Annotated in this window: 14 protein-coding genes; 4 read left to right on the top strand and 10 right to left on the bottom strand. The window is 61.9% G+C overall.

Features of this window, described 5'->3' with window-relative positions:
• Positions 1-12 precede the first annotated feature (12 nt).
• Positions 13-1,638, bottom strand: a complete 1,626-nt coding sequence (locus H147_RS0114805) for an AMP-binding protein (protein WP_019956167.1) — start codon at positions 1,636-1,638, stop codon at positions 13-15.
• Between the two features lie 90 nt (positions 1,639-1,728).
• Here H147_RS0114805 and H147_RS0114800 point away from each other — a divergent pair, with 90 nt between their 5' ends.
• Positions 1,729-2,640 (top strand): DMT family transporter, encoded by a 912-nt coding sequence (locus H147_RS0114800; protein ID WP_019956166.1) that lies wholly within the window; start codon positions 1,729-1,731, stop codon positions 2,638-2,640.
• 37 nt (positions 2,641-2,677) lie between these two features.
• Here H147_RS0114800 and H147_RS0114795 read toward each other — a convergent pair whose 3' ends face one another.
• From H147_RS0114795 to H147_RS0114765, 7 genes are all read right to left on the bottom strand, one after another.
• Positions 2,678-4,870, bottom strand: a complete 2,193-nt coding sequence (locus tag H147_RS0114795; protein WP_019956165.1) for a 3-hydroxyacyl-CoA dehydrogenase NAD-binding domain-containing protein — start codon at positions 4,868-4,870, stop codon at positions 2,678-2,680.
• A 58-nt stretch (positions 4,871-4,928) separates the two neighbouring features.
• Positions 4,929-5,342 carry a hypothetical protein gene (locus tag H147_RS0114790; RefSeq protein WP_019956164.1) on the bottom strand — a complete coding sequence of 138 codons (414 nt, stop codon included), beginning with the start codon at positions 5,340-5,342 and terminating at the stop codon, positions 4,929-4,931.
• 15 nt (positions 5,343-5,357) lie between these two features.
• Positions 5,358-6,569 (bottom strand): acetyl-CoA C-acetyltransferase, encoded by a 1,212-nt coding sequence (locus H147_RS0114785; RefSeq protein WP_019956163.1) that lies wholly within the window; start codon positions 6,567-6,569, stop codon positions 5,358-5,360.
• A 12-nt stretch (positions 6,570-6,581) separates the two neighbouring features.
• On the bottom strand, positions 6,582-7,211 hold the full coding sequence (locus H147_RS0114780; protein ID WP_019956162.1) for a glutathione S-transferase family protein: 630 nt from the start codon (positions 7,209-7,211) through the stop codon (positions 6,582-6,584).
• Between the two features lie 87 nt (positions 7,212-7,298).
• Entirely contained in the window at positions 7,299-9,077 is a 1,779-nt protein-coding gene (locus tag H147_RS0114775; RefSeq protein WP_019956161.1) for an acyl-CoA dehydrogenase C-terminal domain-containing protein, read from the bottom strand.
• A 41-nt stretch (positions 9,078-9,118) separates the two neighbouring features.
• Positions 9,119-9,517, bottom strand: coding sequence for a MerR family transcriptional regulator (locus H147_RS0114770; RefSeq protein WP_019956160.1), 399 nt, complete (start codon positions 9,515-9,517; stop codon positions 9,119-9,121).
• A gap of 181 nt (positions 9,518-9,698) precedes the next feature.
• Positions 9,699-10,067 carry a MerR family transcriptional regulator gene (locus H147_RS0114765; RefSeq protein ID WP_019956159.1) on the bottom strand — a complete coding sequence of 123 codons (369 nt, stop codon included), beginning with the start codon at positions 10,065-10,067 and terminating at the stop codon, positions 9,699-9,701.
• Positions 10,068-10,193: 126 nt separating this feature from the next.
• Here H147_RS0114765 and H147_RS0114760 point away from each other — a divergent pair, with 126 nt between their 5' ends.
• The 3 genes from H147_RS0114760 to H147_RS0114750 are packed head-to-tail and all read left to right on the top strand — an operon-like array spanning position 10,194 to position 12,443.
• Complete coding sequence (locus H147_RS0114760) at positions 10,194-10,634, top strand: PaaI family thioesterase (protein ID WP_019956158.1); 441 nt, start codon at positions 10,194-10,196, stop codon at positions 10,632-10,634.
• On the top strand, positions 10,631-11,125 hold the full coding sequence (locus H147_RS0114755; RefSeq protein ID WP_019956157.1) for a PaaI family thioesterase: 495 nt from the start codon (positions 10,631-10,633) through the stop codon (positions 11,123-11,125). The genes H147_RS0114760 and H147_RS0114755 overlap by 4 nt, the downstream gene beginning before the upstream one ends.
• A complete protein-coding gene (locus H147_RS0114750; RefSeq protein ID WP_019956156.1) occupies positions 11,118-12,443 on the top strand; it encodes an MATE family efflux transporter in 1,326 nt (441 codons plus the stop codon). Before H147_RS0114755 ends, H147_RS0114750 begins: the two co-directional genes overlap by 8 nt.
• Here H147_RS0114750 and H147_RS0114745 read toward each other — a convergent pair.
• Together H147_RS0114745 and H147_RS0114740 are read right to left on the bottom strand one after the other, a co-directional pair.
• Positions 12,420-13,472 carry a quinone-dependent dihydroorotate dehydrogenase gene (locus H147_RS0114745; RefSeq protein ID WP_019956155.1) on the bottom strand — a complete coding sequence of 351 codons (1,053 nt, stop codon included), beginning with the start codon at positions 13,470-13,472 and terminating at the stop codon, positions 12,420-12,422. The genes H147_RS0114750 and H147_RS0114745 overlap by 24 nt on opposite strands.
• Complete coding sequence (locus H147_RS0114740; RefSeq protein WP_019956154.1) at positions 13,469-13,801, bottom strand: DUF952 domain-containing protein; 333 nt, start codon at positions 13,799-13,801, stop codon at positions 13,469-13,471. Before H147_RS0114740 ends, H147_RS0114745 begins: the two co-directional genes overlap by 4 nt.
• Between the last annotated feature and the right edge of the window lie 84 nt (positions 13,802-13,885).

The following is a 13,885-nucleotide window of genomic DNA, read 5'->3' as shown; positions in this document are numbered from 1 at the left end:
CGGGTGCCGCGATCACACGGACCTGGCGATCAGGCGCAATTCGAATTTCTGGATCTTGCCGGTCGATGTCTTGGGGAGGTCCTGAAACACCACGCGCTTGGGGCATTTGAAGCCTGCAAGTCGTTCGCGCGCAAAGGCGATGATTTCGGCCTCGGTTGCGGTGGCACCATCCTTCAATTCCACAAAGGCGCAAGGCGTCTCGCCCCATTTTTCATCCGGTTGCGCCACAACTGCGCAGAGGTTGACGGCGGGATGGTTCATCAGCGCTGCCTCCACCTCGACCGAACTGATGTTTTCACCGCCCGAAATGATGATGTCCTTGGCGCGGTCCGAAATCTGGATCGCCCCGTCCGGATGCTGGATCGCAAGGTCCTCGGAATGGAAATAGCCGCCTGCAAAGGCCTTTTCGGTGGCCTCGGGGTTTTTCAGATAGCCTTTCATCACCGCATTGCCGCGCATGACAATCTCGCCCTGCGTTTTGCCGTCCCAAGGTACGGGGGTCATGTGTTCGTTGACGACGGTCACGTCCTCCATGATCGGCGATCCCACACCTTGCCGGGCTTTGATCGCGGCTTGCTGGTCTTCGGGCAGGTCGTCCCATGCCGTATCCCAGATGCATTCGGTGACATGGCCATAAGTTTCCGTCAGGCCATAGACCTGTTTGACATCAAAGCCCAGTTTGCCGATTGCCGACAGCGTGGCAGGGGCAGGGGGTGCGCCTGCGGTGAAGACATGCACGATGTGGTCAAAGCTGCGCCTGTCCTCGGATTTGGCATTGATCAGCAGGTTCAACACGATGGGCGCACCGCCGAAATGCGTGGCCCCGTGATCGGCGATGGCGGCATAGATCGCGCGTGCCGTGATATCGCGGCAGCAGATCGCGGTGCCGCCAAGAGCGGGCAGCATCCATGTATGGTTCCAGCCGTTGCAGTGAAACAGCGGGACGATCTGCAGATAGCGCGCGAAGAGCGGCATGTTCCACTTGATCGCGTTTCCCAACGTGATCAGATACGATCCACGATGGTGATAGACCACGCCTTTGGGCCGCCCGGTCGTGCCGGAGGTATAATTCAGCGCAAGGCTTTCCCATTCATCCAGCGGCAGGATCCACGCGAAATCGGGATCGCCCGTGGCCAGAAAATCCTCGTAATTCTGCTGGGTGCCGATGGCATGCACGCCCGCCTGATCGTCGGGCACTTCGATGACCAGCGGAGCGGCGCCCTGCATCTGGTCGATGGCGGCCATCGCCTGCGGCAGGAACTGGCTGTCCACCAGCAAGACCCTGGCCTCGCCGTGGTCGAGGATATAGGCGATGGTGTCGACATCGAGCCGGATGTTGATCGTGTTCAGCACCGCGCCACAGGCGGGAACGCCGAAGGCCGCCTCGGATTGGGCGGGGATATTAGGCAGGATCGTGGCGACCACATCGCCGGGCTGCACGCCTGCCTTGACCAGCGCCGAGGCCAGCCGCGTGACACGGCGGTAGTATTGGGCATAGGTCAGCCGGTGGCTGCCATAGACCAGCGCGTCGCGGTTGGCAAAGACCAGCGCCGCGCGTTGCAGGTGGGACAAAGGCGTCAGCGGCACATGATTGGCCGCCCGTTTGCCAAGGCCCGTCTCGTCGCGCATCCAGCCCATGTCGCCCTCCCGCTTTCTGGGTCGCTATCTGGACAGAGTATTGCGGTGCATCAGTGACTTTGAAAGCGGAATCCTGACGAAAGCCGCCCGATGACATCCCAGATCGCCTTGCCCGGCCAGATCGCGTCGCCGCGCGCCGCGCTTTATATCGTCGCGGGGATGGCGACGTTGGGGCTGAACGACAATTTCATCCCCCATATCGCGCCGGACGGATCGCTGTGGCAGTTCCATCTGCTGCGCGGCACGCTGGCGCTGGGTGCTTTGGGCCTGATCGCGCTGCTGTGCTGGGGGACGTTGCGGCCGAAACGCCCCTGGGCAGTGTTCGGGCGCAGCTTTTTTCAGGCAGCGTCGATGCTGATCTATTTCGGCTGTTTGGCCATCCTGCCTATCGGGATCGTCGTGGCAGGGTTGTTCACATCGCCGATCTTCGTGCTGCTGATCGCCGTGATTTTCCAGGGCAAGCGTGTCGGTTGGCTTCGCAGTCTTGCCATCGTCACAGGCTTTGCAGGTGCGCTGCTGGTGATCCGGCCTGATCCGGCGGCGCTGGATTGGGTCGTGTTCCTGCCGATCCTTGCGGGGTTGCTTTATGCCATTGGGGCCATCGCCACCCGCGCGTGGTGCGAAGGCGAAACCACCCTGACGCTGAGCGCGGGGTTCTTTGCGATGCTGGCAGTCTGTGGCGCCGTGGGTTGCCTGCTGCTGCCCGCCGCCGCGACAGGGGCAGAAGGCTTTGCGCAGCGCGGCTGGATGCCGCTGACCGCTGATCTGATGTTCTGGATATCGGTGCAGACCGCCTTGGCGCTCGTCGGCATCTTCTGCCTGTTTCGCGGCTATCAGATTGGAGAGGCCAGTCAGGTCGCGGTCTATGAATATTCGCTGCTGATCTTCGCCAGCGGCTGGGCGTGGTATCTGTGGGGGGACCTTGTCAGCCCCGTGGCGATGGCGGGCATGGCGCTGATCGCGCTTGCGGGCATCATCATCGTATCACGCCGCAGGGTGTAGGGGTGGCGCACCCCTGTGCAGGGATGCGCCGGATGGTTCAGGCGGCTTTCGCGCCTGTGCCGAAGCGTTTGTAGAACTCCTGCCCCTTATCGGCCATGTCGCGCAAAAGGTCAGGCGTTTTGAACCGGTCCCCGAACTGTGCGGTCAACTGGTCACAGCGTTCGGCGGCATAGGGCGCCCCGATGATGTCGAGCCAGCTGAACGGCCCGCCCGACCATGGCGCAAAGCCCCAGCCAAGGATGGCGCCCACGTCGCCTTCGCGGATGTCGGTCAGCACGCCGTCTTCCAGCGCGCGCACGGCTTCGAGTACTTGGGCGAACAGCAGGCGGTGCTGGACGGTGACCAGATCGGGCTGTTCGTTCGCAGCAGGGTATTGCGCGGCCAGACCGTCCCAGAGACCAAGGCGCTTGCCCTTGTCATCGTAGGCATAGAAACCGGAATTGGATTTGCGGCCCAGACGGTTCTGGTCGGCCATCCAGAACAGCACCTCGTCCACGGCACCATCGGGATAGGCCTCGCCCATCGCGGCGCGGGTGGCCTTGGCGATTTTCACGCCCAGATCGATACTGGTCTCATCGACCAGTTGCAGCGGACCCAGCGGCATGCCGACCAGCTTGGCGGCATTTTCGATCAGGGCGGGTTCGACCCCTTCCTTCACCATACGGATGCCTTCGTTGATGTAGGGGATGATGCAGCGGTTGGCGTAGAAGAACCGAGCGTCATTGACGACAATCGGCGTCTTGCGGATCTGGCGCACGAAATCGAGCGCTTTGGCCACGGCGACATCACCTGTCTTTTCGCCCTTGATGATTTCCACCAGCATCATCTTGTCCACGGGGGAAAAGAAGTGGATGCCGATGAATTTCGCCGGATCGTTGCTGGCTTTGGCCAGTTCCGTGATCGGCAGGGTCGATGTGTTGGTGGCAAAGATGCAGTCGGGGCCCGTCACGGCCTGCACCTTCTTGGTGACCTCGGCCTTCACGCCTACATCTTCGAACACCGCCTCGACGATCAGGTCGCAGTCTTTCAACGCGGCGTAATCAGTCGTGGCGTTGATCAGCCCCAGCACGGCGGTTTTCTCGTCCTCGGTCGCTTTTTTGCGGGCGATGCCTTTGTCCATGTAATCGGCGGTATAGGATTTGCCTTTGTCGGCGGCCTCCTGTTTCGCGTCGATCAGCACGACCTTGATGCCTGCAAGCGCGGACACCAGCGCGATGCCAGCCCCCATCATGCCCGCGCCGATGACGCCGACCTGTTTAACCTTCTGGTCAGGCGCGTCGGGGCGGTTGGCGCCTTTTTCCAAGGCTTCCTTGTTGATGAACAGGCTGCGGATCATGGCCGAGGAGCTGGGGTTCATCAGCACATTGGTGAACCAGCGCGCCTCAATCTTGAGCGCGGTATCAAAAGGCACCAGCGCCCCTTCATAGACCGCCGACAGCAAGGCTTTGGCGGCAGGATAGACGCCCATCGTCTTGCCGTTGACCATGGCGGATGCGCCGACGAAAGTCATGAATCCGGCAGGGTGATACGGCGCGCCACCGGGCATTTTATAGCCTTTTTCGTCCCATGGTTTGACGATGGCAGGGTTCGACAGAATCCAGTCCTTGGCGGCGGCGACAGGGTCGGCCACAACCTCGTCGATCACGCCCGCGCGCTTGGCGGCCTGCGGATCGTTCAACTTGCCTTCCAGCAGCAGCGGCGATGCGGCCATGGCACCCAGCTTGCGCACCAGACGCGTGGTGCCACCGGCACCGGGGAAAATGCCGACCATGATTTCGGGCAGGCCGATTTTCGCCTTGGGGTTATCGGCGGCAAAGATGCGGTGACAGGCGAGCGGGATTTCCAGCCCGATCCCCAGCGCCGTGCCGGGCAGGGCGGCGGCGATGGGTTTGCCGCCTTTGTTGGTCTTGGGGTCCATGCCCGCGCGTTCGATCTTGCGCAGCACACCGTGCATCGCCATCACGCCTTCGAACAACCCGCGCGCGGGATCGTCGCCGGCGCTGTCCTTCATCTTGGCGATGATGTTCAGGTCCATGCCCCCGGCAAAGGACCCGTCCTTGCCGGATGTGATGATGACGCCCTTGACGGCCTCATCGGCCAGCGCCTGATCGATCAGCGCATCCAGATCGGTGAACCCTTGCTGGTTCATCACGTTCATGGATTTGCCGACCGTGTCCCAGACGATGGTCGCAACGCCGTCTTTGTCCGTGGTCATCGTGAAATCGGTCATGTGTCAGTCTCCTTGACAGATATGGTGCAGGGCCGGTCAGTCGCGGCGGGGCCCTTGGTTAACTGGATGGCAGGATATGGGGCCATTGATCGCGGGTCAGGCCGGTCATCACGCGGGTGGCCTGCGCATGGTCGCCATCGACCGACAGGACCATCGAGGACGAAAACCGCGGCATGACCCGATGCCCGTTCGACAGGATATCGGTGTAGTAGTCGCCCCAGATCGTCGCCTTGTCGATCCATTCGACATTGCTGGCGGTGCGGATCATGTGGGTCGCCTGTTGCGATTGCAGCAAGTGGACCCAGCCATCGAACTTGGCGCGCAGGTCTTCGGTGGTCTCGATCCGCTTGATCCCTTCTTTGCTGAAAATCTCGAGCGGGAGAGCCACCGCCGACTGGTAGATGTCGAAACGTCCGTCAAAGAACGCATCGCCCACCTTGTCCAGCCAGCTTTGAAAGATGAAACCCGCCACCAGCGCAGCCCCGTATCAGACGCGTTCGATGATCGTCGCGGCACCCATGCCCGATGCGATGCACAGCGTCGCAAGTCCGGTGGATTTGCCGGTGCGTTCCAGCTCGTCCAGCAAGGTACCGATGATGATGGCCCCCGTGGCACCCAGCGGATGACCCATCGCGATAGACCCGCCGTTCACGTTGACCTTGTCATGGTCGACGTTGAACGCTTGCATGAAACGCAGCACGACGGATGCAAAAGCCTCGTTCACCTCAAACAGGTCGATATCGCTGATCGCCATGCCGCTGTCGCGCAGGATTTTCTCGGTCACAGGCACGGGGCCGGTCAGCATGATCGTTGGATCGGTGCCGATTTTCGCGGTCGCGCGGATCACGGCGCGGGGTTTCAGGCCCATCGCCTCGCCCCATTCTTTCGACGCGACCAGAACGCCAGCGGCACCATCGACGATACCCGACGAATTGCCCGCATGGTGGATGTGGTTGATCCGCTCCAGATGGGGATATTTCATCAGCGCGATCTTGTCGAAGCCGGGCATCACCTCGCCCATGGCTTGAAACGCGGGGTTCAGCGACCCCAGCGTCTGCATGTTCGTCTCTGGCCGCATGTATTCGTCATGCGCAAGGATCGGCAGGCCGTTGACGTCACGCACGGTGACGACGGATTTGGCAAAACGGCCTTCGTCCCATGCGGTCTTGGCGCGTTTCTGGCTTTCTACGGCCAACTGGTCGGCATCATCACGGGTGAACCCGTATTCGGTGGCGATGATATCTGCGGAAATGCCCTGCGGGACGAAATAGCTGTCCATCGCGATTGACGGATCAACGGCAATCGCCGCACCGTCCGAGCCCATCGTGACACGGCCCATCATTTCCACACCGCCCGCGATATAGGCCTGACCGGCCCCGCCGCGCACCTGATTGGCGGCAAGGTTCACAGCTTCCATGCCGGATGCGCAGAAACGGTTGATCGCAAGACCCGGAATGGATTGATCCAGATCGGACGCCAGCACCGCCGTGCGTGCAAGACAACCGCCCTGTTCGCCGACCTGGGTGACGTTGCCCCAGATCACATCCTCGACCGCGTGACCTTCAAGGTTGTTGCGCTCTTTCAGCGCGTTCAGCACACCGGCGGACAGGCGGGCGGATGTCACTTCGTGCAGGCTGCCGTCGGCGCGGCCCTTGCCGCGCGGTGTGCGGATCGCGTCATAGATATAGGCTTCGGTCATCGTTTCCTCCGTTCAGGCCGCGTCGGACAGGCCGCGCGGCATCAAGTCATAAGGGTGTTTCCAACCGGGGCGGGCGGCGATCCTGTCCAGCCAGCGGTCGATCTGCGGGTAATCGGCCCGCGCAAAGGTAAAGGGTTCGGTGTAGAACAGGTAACCGGCACAGGCGATATCGGCGATGGTCATATCCTCGCCCGCCAGCCAGTTGCGGCCCGTCAGGTGGGTTTCCATGATCTTCAGCGCAGAGGCCAACCGCATCGCCAGAAAGGCGTTCACATCGGCGTTGCGCTTGTCGGCGGGCAGGAAATTCATGTTGAACCGCAAAGGCCCGGCAATGCCGCTGACCTTGTGGTTGTCAAAGAACATCCAACGCAAAACATCGCGGCGCTCGGCGGCGGACCGGCCGCCCAGCTTGCCTGATTTGGAACTGATATAGTCCTGAATGACGGCCGATTGGGTCAGGATCAGGTCGCCGTCTTCCAGCACCGGCACTTCGCCCATGACGTTGAGCGCGCGGAATTCCGCGCTGCGTGTCGCGCCGTTGAAGAAATCGACATAGACGGGGTCCCAGTCCTGATCGGTCAGAGTCAAGGTCAATGCCGCCTTGTAGGCGTTTCCGCTTTCGCCGAAGCAGTGCAGTTTCATGGGCATGGTGCAGGCCTCCCAACCTAGGGTCGCATTCTTGAGGGAATCGACTGGGGGCACGGCGGGGTTGCCGTGCCCACCGGCACCCTAGAAGTTCGCGGCCTTCAGCGCCATGACCGTATCTGCCCCGGTGTTGATCCGCGCCAGATGCATCGCGGTCGCGGGCAGTTGGCGCGCCATGTAATAGCGACCAGTCGCGATCTTGGTTTCGTAGAATTCGGTGTCGGATGCACCGCTTTCCAGGGCTTCCATCGCGGCTTTGGCCATGCGCGCCCACATCAGACCCAGACAGACATGGCCCATCATGTGCATGAAATCGTACGAACCGGACAAAGCATTGTTGGGGTTCTTCATGCCGTTCTGCATGAAATACATCCCCGCCGCCTGCAGGTCCTTGCTGGCGGCTTTCAGCGGCACAAGGAAATCCTTGTTCAGCGCCTCGTTCCCTTCGTTTTCGTTGATGAAGGTCTTGATCATCTCGAAAAACGCCATGACATGCTTGCCGCCGTCGAGCGCGAGCTTGCGACCCACGAGGTCCAGCGCCTGAATACCGTTGGCCCCTTCGTAGATCATCGCGATGCGGGCGTCGCGGGCATATTGGGACATGCCCCATTCTTCGATATAGCCATGCCCGCCGTAAACCTGCTGCGCGGCAGTGGCATATTCAAAGCCCTTGTCGGTCAGGAACCCCTTGATGACCGGGGTCATCAGCGAGATCAGACCGTCGGCGTCCTTGTCGTTGTTGCGATGTGCGCGGTCGATCAGGTAGGCGCCCCAATAGGTAAAGGCGCGCGCCCCTTCGACGAACGACTTCTGATCCATCAGGTTGCGGCGGATATCGGGATGCACGATCAGCGGGTCGGCGGGGCCGTTCGGGTTTTCCGCACCAGTGACAGCGCGCCCTTGCAGGCGGTCGTTGGCATAGGCGACAGCGTTCTGATAGGCGCTTTCGGCTTGGGCGTAACCTTGCAAGCCGACACCCAGACGGGCCTCGTTCATCATGGTGAACATGGCGCGCATGCCTTTGTGGGCTTCGCCCACAAGGAAACCTGTCGCGTCGTCATAGTTCATCACGCAGGTCGAATTGCCGTGGATGCCCATCTTTTCTTCGATCTTGCCGACGCTGACGCCGTTGCGCGCGCCAAGGCTGCCGTCGTCATTAACCATGAATTTGGGGACGATGAACAAAGACACGCCCTTGATGCCTTCGGGCCCGCCCTGGATTTTCGCCAGGACCAGATGAATGATATTGTCGGCCAGATCGTGATCGCCTGCCGAGATAAAGATTTTCTGGCCGCTGATCTTGTAGCTGCCATCATCCTGCGGGACGGCCTTGGTGCGCATCAGGCCCAGATCGGTGCCGCAATGCGGTTCCGTCAGGTTCATCGTGCCGGTCCATTCGCAGGTCGTCAACTTTGGCAAGTATTTCTGCTTTTGCTCTTCGGACCCGTGCGCATAGATCGCGGAATAGGCGCCATGGGTCAGGCCCTGATACATATTGAACGCCATGTTGGCGGACACGAAAGGTTCCTGTGCGGCGGTGTGCATGACGTAAGGAAGGCCCTGACCGCCGTATGCAGGGTCACAATCCATCGCGGTCCAGCCGCCGTCTTTCATCTGCTCGAACGCGTCCTTGAACCCGGTGGGCGTGCGCACGACACCGTTTTCCAGCACACAGCCTTCACGGTCGCCCACAGCGTTCAGCGGGTGCAGCACGGCGGTCGCGACCTTGCCAGCCTCTTCGACCACGGCGCCGGTGAAATCGCGGTCAAGGTCCTCGAACCCCGGAATGTCCTGTTCGCTGACGTGCAGCAGGCCGTGCAGCACGAACTGGATGTCTTTGACGGGTGCGTTGTAAATCGGCATGTGGTCTCTCTCCCTGGGGTCGTGTCGTGGATGGTGCCGCCTCAGGCGGCGGATTTCTTTTTGGCGAGGGTGGCGAGCTTTTCGGCACCCCAGGCCATCTGGGCCTTCAATTCGCCGATCGCTTCATCAAGCTCGGCCTTCTGGGCTTCCATGTCGGCCAGATGGCGTTCGGCCAGTTCATAGGTCTTGGACAGCTGGGTCTCTTGCCCGTCGTCCATGTGATACAGGTCCAGCAACTGCCGGATTTCCTCGAGCGAGAAGCCAAAGCGCTTGCCGCGCAGGATCAACTTGAGCCGGGCGCGGTCGCGCTTGGTGAACAGGCGCTTTTGGCCCTGCCGGATCGGGAACAGCAGTTCCTTGGCCTCATAGAAACGCAACGTGCGCGGCGTGACATCGAAAGCCTCGCACATATCGCGGATGTTCATTGTGTCGGTCGTCATGGCTTTTCCTCATGCGGATGGCGGTTGCCACGCAATTGCGGATCACGATGCCAGCTTACAAGCAAAGGTGACGTTAACGTAAACGGAACGTGGCGTCACAATCTGGGTGACGAAAGGTCAGCAAATTTTCGGTGAATTTGGTGTAATTTTCTAACGCGTCGGGACGCGCCGCGCGCCGGCGTCAGGCCAGCGTTTTAGCCGTATCGTCGCGTAGCCGTTGCAGTTCGGCCATCGTTTCATCCAGCTGCGCACGCTGCTGGCGCAGCTCTTCCATTTGCCGGTCGGCCAGCGCCACCCATTCGCGCATCTGCGCATGGGTGCCTTCCTTTTCATAGATCAACAGCCATTGCCGGATGTCTTCCAGCGCAAACCCAAACCGCCGCCCGCGCAGGATCAGTGTCATCCGCGCAAGTTCGCGCGGGCCATAGAACCGCGATCGTCCTTCTTTTTCGGGTGTCAGCAGTTCGATATATTCGTAATAGCGCAACGTCCGCGGAGTGACGTCGAATTTCGCACACATCTCTTTGAACGACAGGCGCTTTTCGGTCATCAGTCTCTCCTCGTTACCAACCTATCGCCAACGCTATGGCGGGGCAACAGATGGATCAATCGCGTTTGCAATGACTATCCGGTAACGCTACTCCGGTTGGGGAGTTCCATCCGCCAAGGAGTCGCCATGTCTGACGATCAGGCCACCCGCCGCGAAAAGATCGCAGCAAAGTTCATTGCGTCGATCCCGCATGCGCAGGCGCTGGGCATGATGCTGACCGAAGTGGGCGACGGGCGGGCGACCATCGCGATGGAATATGACGCACGCTTTATCGGCGACCCCGAGACAGGTGTCATCCACGGTGGTGCCGTATCCGCGCTGATGGACACCTGCGCCGGGGCTGCGGTCATGTCGCATCCGGCGGCGGCGATCGCCACGGCGACGCTTGATCTGCGGATCGATTATATGCGCCCCGCGACGCCCGGCGACCGGATCACGGCTGTGGCGGAATGTTATCACGTCACGCGGTCAGTGGCCTTTGTGCGGGCGACGGCGGTGGACAGCGACCCTGACCGGCCCGTCGCATCGGCCACCGGGGCCTTTACCATCGAAAGGGCAAAGGCATGAACAGCCGTCCCGAACCCGTGCAGGTGATCAAGCAACGCCGCGATGCGATGTTGCAGAAACTGGTGGCGCGGGTCCCGTACATGCAATTCCTCGGAATTCAGATCGACCGGCGCGGGGACGAGCTGACCGCCGTGCTGCCCTATGCCGACAGGCTGATCGGAAACCCTGCACTGCCCGCGCTGCATGGCGGTGCGACGGCGGCGTTTCTTGAGGTGACGGCGATCATGGAACTGACATGGGCCATGATCTGGGAGGACATGGAGGCAGGACGCATCACCGATGATGCCCCCGCCATCGCCTTGCCCAAGACCATCGACTTTACCGTCGATTACCTGCGCAGCGGCCTGCCGCGCGACGCATATGCGCGCGCGCGGGTCAATCGGTCGGGCCGACGCTATGCCTCGGTGCATGTGGAGACTTGGCAGGATAACCGCGCACGGCTGTTCGCGCAGGCGACGGGGCACTTCCTGATGCCCCCGCGCAATGGCTGACGCACTGTCGCACCGGCGCGTGCTGCGGATCGCGCTGCCGATCGTGCTGGCCAATGCGACGGTGCCGCTCCTGGGCTTGGTCGACACCGGCGTCGTCGGGCAACTGGGCGAGGCGGCACCGATCGGCGCGGTCGGCCTTGGCGCTGTGATCCTGTCCGCGGTCTATTGGGTTTTCGGCTTTCTGCGGATGGGCACCACGGGTCTTGCCGCACAGGCGAGCGGTGCTGGCGATAGTGACGAGGTTGCGGCCCTGTTGTCGCGCGCGCTGCTGATCGGTTTCGGCGCGGGGGCGGTGATGATCGCGGCGCAATGGCTGATTTTCACCGGCGCGTTCCGCATCGCCCCTGCCAGTGACGAGGTCGAAAGCCTGGCCCGCGACTATATGGCGATCCGCATCTGGTCGGCCCCTGCAACCATCGCCCTTTATGGAATCACCGGCTGGCTGATCGCACAGGAACGCACGGGCGGGGTTTTTGCGATCCAGCTGTTGATGAACGGGCTCAACATCGGGCTGGACCTTTTGTTCGTGCTCTCGTTCGGCTGGGGCGTCGCAGGCGTGGCCTGGGCCACGTTCATCGCGGAATGGGCGGGGCTCGCGTTGGGGCTGTGGTATTGCCGCGATGCTTTTGCGGGGGCGGCATGGCGGACGGCGGCGCGGGTGTTCGACCTGATCCGTCTGAAACACATGGCGATCGTGAACAGCGACATCATGATCCGGTCGGTGCTGTTGCAAGCGATCTTTGTCAGTTTCCTGTTCTACGGCGCGGGCTTTGGCGATGTGCCTTTGGCCGCCAACCAGATCCTGATCCAGTTCCTGAGCCTGACCGCCTATGCGCTGGACGGATTCGCCTTTGCCGCCGAGGCGTTGGTCGGCAAGGCGATGGGCGCCCGCGCCCGCGCCGCCTTGCGCCGTGCGGCGATCCTCACCAGCCTGTGGGGCTTTGGCGCCTGCGCGCTGATGGCGGTCTGTTTCGCGCTGTTCGGCGGGGTCGTGATCGACATCATGACCACCGCGCCCGAGGTGCGCGATGCCGCCCGCATCTATCTGCCCTATATGGTCGCGGCCCCCTTGGTGGGCGTCGCCGCATGGATGCTGGACGGCATTTTCATCGGCGCGACCCGCACGGCGGATATGCGCAACATGATGATCGTGTCGGCAGCGGTCTATTTCGCGAGCGTCATTCCCCTGATGGCGACATTCGGGAATCACGGGCTGTGGATGGGGATGCTGATCAGCTTTGTGGCGCGCGGTGTGACGTTGGGGCTGAAATACCCGGCACTCGAGGCCGCGGCCTCAGGTCCAGTCCGCGCGGCCTGATCCGACGGCAGCGGCAAGGGTGGCAAACCCGTCACGCAGCAACAGCGCATCCAAACCGCGCGCTAGCTCATCAACCAGAGACAAACCACCATAGACCAGCGCGGTGTAAAGCTGGACGGCAGACGCCCCTGCGCGGATCTTTTGATAGGCCTGTTCTGCCGTGCTGACACCGCCGACCCCGATCAGCGGCAGATCGGTCAAGGCCGACAACTGCGCCAGCACGCGTGTCGATTTCTCGAACAGAGGCTGGCCGGACAGCCCGCCTTTTTCCTGCGCATGGGGGCCATGCAATCCGGTGCGGTCCAGAGTGGTGTTGGTGGCGATGATGCCCGCAATCCCCGCCGCCTGCGCGACCTCGGCAATCTCGGCGATTTCCTCCACCGTCAGATCGGGTGCGATCTTGAGGAATATGGGAATGGGAAGCGCCATGCCTGCGCGGGTCTCCATCACACCGGCGAGCAAGGCCGCGAGTGCCGCCTTGCCTTGCAGGTCGCGCAGTTTTTCGGTGTTGGGCGAGGACACATTGACCGTCGCGAAATCCACATGCGGGCCGCAATGGGCCAGCACGGTCGCAAAATCTGCGGCCTTGTCGGTGCTGTCCTTGTTCGCGCCAAGGTTCAGGCCGATCACCGAACCCGCAGGGCGCTGCGCGAGCCTGCCCGCGATCACCTGCATCCCGTCATTGTTGAACCCGAACCGGTTGATCGCGGCACGATCCTGTGCCAGCCGGAAGAGGCGCGGCTTGGGGTTGCCGGGCTGGGGGCGTGGTGTGGCGGCGCCGACCTCGACAAAGCCGAAACCGCTGCGCGCCAGTGGCGCAAGCGCAGTCGCGTTCTTGTCGAAACCGGCGGCAAGGCCGATCGGGTTAGGCAGGTCCAGCCCCGCCAGATCGCAGCGCAGACGGGGCGATGTGAAAGGCGCGATCTTTGGGCCAAGGCCTGCGCGCAAGGCCGTGATGGCCAGCCCATGCGCGGTTTCCGGATCGATCCGGCGGAGCGCCTTCAAACCGATCTGTTCCAGCGTCTTCATGTGAGGTCCGGCATGACATGCGCGCCATCCGACAGCGGCAGGTCACGGACCCAGACGACATCAGCGATGGTCAAGTCACGGTAAAGATGTGGAAACAGCACGCCACCGCGCGCCGGTTCCCATTTCAGCGGGTCGAGATGGTCCGCCTCGACGCCGACAACGACAAGGCCGGTTTCGCCGGCGAAATACTTTGCCACAGTCTCGGCCACCGTCACGGCCGTTGAAAAATGGATATAGCCATCGGCCAGATCGACGGGCGCACCCGAAGTTGCCCCGTCGCGTTGCAAGGTGGCCCATTCGTCCGCGCGGAAAATCTTGTAGATCAACATGCACCGCGTCATGAGGCCTGCGCAAAAAATGGTCAAGTCTGTTGGGTGCGTTGGTTAACGTTGCGGCAACCTGTCAATGTCTGG

It is taken from the genome of Yoonia vestfoldensis DSM 16212, from assembly GCF_000382265.1.
In the GTDB taxonomy this organism is placed as follows: domain Bacteria; phylum Pseudomonadota; class Alphaproteobacteria; order Rhodobacterales; family Rhodobacteraceae; genus Yoonia; species Yoonia vestfoldensis.
Note: the sequence above shows the minus strand (reverse complement) of the source record. Positions and strands in the feature narration are given on the sequence as shown.